The sequence below is a fragment of the Streptomyces sp. NPDC096012 genome (assembly GCF_040426375.1).
Lineage (GTDB): Bacteria > Actinomycetota > Actinomycetes > Streptomycetales > Streptomycetaceae > Streptomyces.
On record NZ_JBEOTD010000007.1, the window covers coordinates 117,389 to 123,942 of the forward strand.

The 6,554-nt window shown below is 73.1% G+C and carries 4 protein-coding genes; all 4 read left to right on the forward strand.

Annotation, left to right across the window (positions count from 1 at the left end):
- Nucleotides 1-2,312 (forward strand): DUF5682 family protein (locus tag ABVB68_RS10235; protein ID WP_353600580.1); only part of this gene is annotated, 2,312 nt, incomplete at its 5' end.
- Complete coding sequence (locus ABVB68_RS10240; protein WP_353600581.1) at nucleotides 2,309-3,487, forward strand: VWA domain-containing protein; 1,179 nt, start codon at nucleotides 2,309-2,311, stop codon at nucleotides 3,485-3,487. The genes ABVB68_RS10235 and ABVB68_RS10240, both read left to right, overlap by 4 nt.
- Nucleotides 3,488-4,161: 674 nt before the next feature.
- A complete protein-coding gene (gene sucC / locus ABVB68_RS10245; protein ID WP_353600582.1) occupies nucleotides 4,162-5,340 on the forward strand; it encodes an ADP-forming succinate--CoA ligase subunit beta in 1,179 nt (392 codons plus the stop codon).
- Between the two features lie 25 nt (nucleotides 5,341-5,365).
- Complete coding sequence (gene sucD, locus ABVB68_RS10250; RefSeq protein ID WP_353600583.1) at nucleotides 5,366-6,250, forward strand: succinate--CoA ligase subunit alpha; 885 nt, start codon at nucleotides 5,366-5,368, stop codon at nucleotides 6,248-6,250.
- Nucleotides 6,251-6,554 lie beyond the last annotated feature (304 nt).

Here is a 6,554-nt window from a genome sequence, read left to right on the forward strand (position 1 = left end):
ACGCCGGTGGGCCCGGCCACGTCGGCGGGGAGGGGGACGCCGTCGAGCCCCGCCGCGTCGGCGGGGAGGGGGACGCCGTCGACCCCCGCCACGTCGGCGGGGAGGGGGACGCCGTCGAGCCCCGCCACGTCCGTACGGAGGGGGACGCCGTCGAGCCCCGCCACGTCCGCGGGGAGGGGGACGACGGCCGCCCCGGGCTCGCGGGTGGGGAGCGGGTTCGTGTCGATCCGCTGGCCGCGCTCGCCGAGGCCGCCGGGTACGACGATCCCGAGCGGTGGTGGGAGGACGTCGTCGAGCACCGGGGGCCGGGCCGGCGTGATCCCTTCGCCCCGTTCACCGCGCTGGCCGAGGCCATGGGGGCGCTGCGCGAGCGATTCGACGTCGGCGAGCACCGCCGGGACGCCGTCCGGGAGGCCCACATGCGGCTCCGGCTGCGCGAGGCCCGCAAGGAGTTCGGGGACACGGTCGCCGTGGTGTGCGGGGCCTGGCACGTGCCCGCGTTGCGTGAGAAGACCACCGTCGCCGCCGACCGGGCGCTGCTCAAGGGGCTGCCCAAGGTCAAGGCGGACCTGACCTGGGTGCCGTGGACGCACCGCCGGCTGGCCCGGTCCAGCGGTTACGGCGCCGGCATCGACTCGCCGGGCTGGTACGGACACCTGTTCCGGGTCCCGGACCGGCCGGTCGAGCGCTGGCTGACCAGGGTCGCCGGCCTGTTGCGCGAGGAGGACCGGATCGTCTCCTCCGCGCACGTCATCGAGGCGGTACGGCTCGCCGAGACCCTGGCGGTGATGCGCGGCCGCCCGCTGCCCGGCCTGGGCGAGACCACCGACGCGGTGCGCGCGGTGATGTGCGACGGCTCGGACGTACCGCTGGCGCTGGTGCACGACCGGCTGGTGGTCGGGGACGTGCTGGGTGAGGTCCCCGAGTCGGCTCCCGCGGTGCCGTTGCAGCGGGACCTGGTCCGCCGGCAGCGCTCGCTGCGCCTCAAGCCGGAGGCGCTGGACCGCGAGCTGGAGCTGGACCTGCGCGGTGACACCGACGCGGGCCGCAGCCGGCTGCTGCACCGGCTGCGGCTGCTCGGCGTCCACTGGGGCGAGCCGGCCGAGTCCCGGGGGAGTACGGGCACCTTCCGGGAGACCTGGCGGCTGCGCTGGGAGCCGGAGCTGTCGGTCCGGGTCGCCGAGGCCGGCGTGTGGGGGACGACCGTGCAGGCCGCGGCGCGGGCCAGGGCCGAAGCGGACGCCGGTGCCGCGCGGGCGCTGGCCGAGGTCACCGCGCTGGCCGAGCGGTGCCTCCTGGCCGGCCTGCCGGACGCGCTGCCCGTGGTCATGCGGGTGCTTGCCGACCGGGCGGCCCTCGACACGGACGTCGGCCACCTCGCACAGGCCCTGCCCACGCTGGTCCGCTCCCTGCGCTACGGCGACGTGCGCGGCACCGACACCGAAGCGCTGACCGGGGTGGCGGTGGGCCTGGCCGAGCGGATCTTCGTCGGACTGCCCCCGGCCTGCGCCGGACTGGACGCGGACGCGGCGGAGGCGATGCGCGGCCATGTGGACGCCGTGCACAGTGCGGTGGTCCTGCTGGCGGAGACCCTGGCCGCCCCGTCCACGGTGCCCGGTGGGCCGGCGGCACACCGGGGGCCAGCCGGGCGTGACGCGTCCTCGGCTCACCCCGGACGAGCACCGGACGGGTCCACGGCACGGCAGGCGTCGACCGGGCGGGACGGGTCTGCGGCCGTCGACCGGAGCCCCGGCGCTCCGGGGGAGCTGCGGGATCGCTGGCGGGGGGTGTTGCGGGTCGTGGCCCTGCGGGGCACCGTGCCCGGTGCCGTGCGGGGACGGGCCGTGCGGCTGCTGCTCGACGACGGCGGGCTGGCCGCCGAGGAGGCAGCGCGGCTGATGGGGCTCGCGCTGTCGCCGGGGACACCGCCGGCCGACGCCGCCGCCTGGATCGAGGGCTTCGCCGGCGGCGGGGGCGGCCTGCTGCTCGTGCACGACGAACGGCTTCTCGGTCTGCTCGACGCCTGGCTGACGGAGGTGCCGGCGCAGGCGTTCACGGACGTGCTGCCGCTGCTGCGGCGCACGTTCTCGGCGTACGAGCCGGGCGTGCGCAGAACCCTCGGCGAACTGGTCCGGCGCGGACCCGGCGAGCGCGCGGCACGCCACGGCGGCCAGGCCCTGGCGACCGGCTTCGCCGCCGAACCGGACACCGGGCGGGCCGACGCCGTGCTGCCCGTGCTGCGACTGCTGCTCGGCCTGGACGCCGAGCACGACACGATCGACGACCACGGCATCGCGAGGGTGGGCGCATGACGACCGAGGCACCGCTGACGGACGTGGACGACCCGGCCCGGGAGCGGCTGCGGCGCTGGCGGCTGGTGCTCGGCGGCGACCGGGCCGACGGCACCGGATGCGCGCTGTCCGGCCGGGACGCGGCGATGGACGCGACCCTGGCCGCGCTCTACGGCAAGCGGGACAGACCGCCGGCGGGACGGGACCGTTCGGCCGGGCTGGGCGCCTCGGCACCGTCCGTGGCGCGCTGGCTCGGGGACATCCGCACCTACTTCCCCTCCTCCGTCGTCCAGGTCATGCAGCGTGACGCCGTCGACCGGCTCGGCCTCTCGGCGCTGCTGCTGGAGCCGGAGATGCTGGAGGCGGTCGAGGCCGACGTGCACCTGGTGGGCACCCTGCTCTCGCTCCACAAGGCGATGCCGGAGACGACGAAGGAGACCGCCCGCGCCGTCGTGCGCAAAGTGGTCGGGGAGCTGGAGAAACGGCTGGCGGCCCGGACCCGGGCCACCCTCACCGGCGCCCTCGACCGCAGCGCCCGCGTCAGCCGGCCGCGCCACCACGACATCGACTGGAACCGCACCATCGCGGCCAACCTCAAGCACTACCTGCCCGAGCACCGCACGGTGGTGCCGGCACGGCTCGTCGGGCACGGGCGGGCCGCGCGGTCGCTGAAGAAGGAGGTCGTCCTCTGTATCGACCAGTCAGGGTCGATGGCCGCGTCCGTGGTCCACGCGTCCGTGTTCGGGGCGGTCCTCGCCTCCATGCGGTCGATCAGCACCCGGCTCGTGGTGTTCGACACGGCGGTGGCCGACCTCACGGACCAGCTCGACGACCCCGTGGACGTCCTCTTCGGCACCCGGCTCGGCGGCGGCACGGACATCAACCGGGCGCTCGCCTACTGCCAGTCGCGGATCACCCGGCCCGCCGAGACCGTCGTCGTGCTGATCAGCGACCTGTACGAGGGCGGCATCCGGGACGAGATGCTCAAGCGGGTCGCGGCGATGAAGGCGTCCGGAGTGCAGTTCGTGGCGCTGCTCGCCCTGTCGGACGAGGGGACGCCCGCGTACGACAGGGAGCACGCCGCGGCGCTCGCCGCGCTCGGCGCACCGGCCTTCGCCTGCACGCCCGACCTGTTCCCGGAGGTGATGGCGGCGGCACTCGAGAAGCGGCCGCTGCCGGTACCGGACACGGCGTGACGCCGGGGCCCCGGGCCGGCGCCCGGCCGAGTGTTCCCGGATGGCAACCGTTCCCGCCGTTTCGGACCGACCTGACGCGCACATGTTCAAGAGCATCCGCCGCGTACGGGCCTCACCGCGTCCGGCCCCGACGTACGCGATGGCGGGCAGCGGGCCCGAGGGTGCGCGACAGACAGGCTCCGCGGGGGCGAACGGAGCCGGACGGCCGAACGCCGTCGGTCCTTCCGGGCCGGCCCCCGCGGGACGGGGCGGGAGGTTTCCATTGGGGTGGGGATCGACCGCCCCGGCTCCGGCCATCCGGGGCGTTCCGGGGGCCTCACCGGGTCAACCCCAGCCCGGTGAGGCCTCGTGCACCCGCCCGGTGCCCGCACCGTGCCAGTGCCCAGCTCAGAGCGTGTGTCCGACCGGCCCGCACCGTGCCCGCGCGGTGCCCGCGCCGCCGCGTACCGGCACGCCGTGCCAGCAGTTCCGGCATCATGTGACAGGTATCACCGCTCAGGTGTGACCCGCGATTTAGGGGCCCCCCGCAAGCAGCGATAACCTGCGAGACGGACATGCCGCGCGCTCGGACACCGTGTGCGCATCCCTTGTGACCCTTGCGGACGTCACGTTGCCCTTCGCGGCACGCCCACGCATCCAACGAACCGCGAGATCACTGATAGGGACGGAAGCGCGTGGACCTGTTCGAGTACCAGGCGAGGGACCTCTTCGCCAAGCACGATGTACCGGTGCTGGCCGGTGAAGTCATCGACACGCCTGAGGCGGCGCGCGAGATCACCGAGCGGCTGGGCGGCAAGTCCGTCGTCAAGGCGCAGGTGAAGGTCGGTGGTCGCGGCAAGGCCGGTGGCGTCAAGCTGGCCGCCTCCGCGGACGAGGCCGTCGCCCGTGCGACGGACATCCTCGGCATGGACATCAAGGGCCACACGGTCCACAAGGTGATGATCGCCGAGACCGCTCCGGAGATCGTCGAGGAGTACTACGTCTCCTTCCTCCTCGACCGTGCCAACCGCACCTTCCTCTCCATCGCGTCCGTCGAGGGCGGCATGGAGATCGAGGAGGTGGCGGCCACCCGACCGGAGGCCGTCGCCAAGACGCCGATCGACGCGATCGACGGTGTGGACGAGGCCAAGGCCCGCGAGATCGTCGCGGCCGCCAAGTTCCCGGCCGACGTCGCGGACAAGGTCGCCGACGTCCTCGTCAAGCTGTGGGACACCTTCATCAAGTCGGACGCCCTCCTCGTCGAGGTCAACCCGCTCGCGAAGGTCGCCTCCGGTGACGTCCTCGCCCTCGACGGCAAGGTGTCGCTGGACGAGAACGCCGAGTTCCGTCACCCCGAGTACGCGGAGCTCCACGACAAGGACGCCGCCAACCCGCTCGAGGCGGCCGCCAAGGAGAAGAACCTCAACTACGTCAAGCTCGACGGTGAGGTCGGCATCATCGGCAACGGCGCCGGTCTCGTCATGAGCACCCTGGACGTCGTCGCGTACGCCGGTGAGCAGCACGGTGGCGTCAAGCCCGCCAACTTCCTGGACATCGGCGGCGGTGCCTCCGCCCAGGTGATGGCGAACGGCCTGGAGATCATCCTCGGCGACCCGGACGTCAAGTCCGTCTTCGTGAACGTCTTCGGTGGCATCACCGCCTGCGACGAGGTCGCCAACGGCATCGTGCAGGCTCTGAAGCTCCTGGAGGACCGCGGCGAGAAGGTCGAGAAGCCGCTCGTCGTCCGCCTCGACGGCAACAACGCCGAGCTGGGCCGGCAGATCCTCACGGACGCCGACCACCCGCTGGTGCAGCGCGTCGACACCATGGACGGCGCGGCCGACAAGGCCGCCGAGCTGGCCGCCGCCAAGTAAGCACGAGGACGAGGACTCACACACCATGGCTATCTGGCTCAACAAGGACAGCAAGGTCATCGTCCAGGGCATGACCGGCGCCACCGGCATGAAGCACACCAAGCTCATGCTCGGTGACGGGACGAACGTCGTGGGCGGCGTGAACCCGCGCAAGGCGGGTCAGACCGTGGACTTCGACGGCACCGAGGTACCCGTCTTCGGGACCGTCAAGGAGGCCATCGAGAAGACCGGCGCGGACGTCTCCGTCATCTTCGTGCCGGAGAAGTTCACCAAGGACGCGGTCGTCGAGGCCATCGACGCCGAGATCCCGCTGGCCGTCGTGATCACCGAGGGCATCGCCGTGCACGACTCGGCGTCCTTCTGGGCGTACGCCGGCAAGAAGGGCAACAAGACCCGGATCATCGGCCCGAACTGCCCCGGCATCATCACCCCGGGTCAGTCGAACGTCGGCATCATCCCGGGCGACATCACCAAGCCGGGCCGCATCGGCCTGGTCTCGAAGTCCGGCACGCTGACGTACCAGATGATGTACGAGCTGCGTGACATCGGCTTCTCGACGGCCGTCGGCATCGGTGGTGACCCGATCATCGGCACCACCCACATCGACGCCCTCGCCGCGTTCCAGGCCGACCCCGAGACCGAGCTGATCGTGATGATCGGTGAGATCGGTGGCGACGCCGAGGAGCGTGCGGCCGCGTACATCAAGGAGAACGTGACCAAGCCGGTCGTCGGCTACGTCGCGGGCTTCACCGCGCCCGAGGGCAAGACGATGGGCCACGCCGGTGCCATCGTCTCCGGTTCGTCCGGCACCGCCCAGGCGAAGAAGGAGGCCCTGGAGGCCGCCGGTGTCAAGGTCGGCAAGACCCCGACCGAGACGGCCAAGCTGGCGCGCGAGATCCTGAGCGCCTGAGCATCCACGCTCTGTGACGGCGGCTGGGCTTCCCAGCCCGCCGCCGGTGGGCCCGCCCGTACCCGGGACGGGCCCACCGCCGTCTCACCCGCTCCGGCACCCCGAAGAGGCCCCGTGGGACGCGCCCCCGAAGGTGCGCGGGGAACTGCGCGACCAGCCACGACGCCCCCCTCCTGCCTCCGGCAGTGGCCTCCACAGCGACGACGCTCCTGCCTCCGGCAGTGGCCTCCACAGCGACGACGCTCCTGCCTCCGGCAGTGGCCTCCACAGCGACGACGCTCCTGCCTCCGGCAGTGGCCTCCAC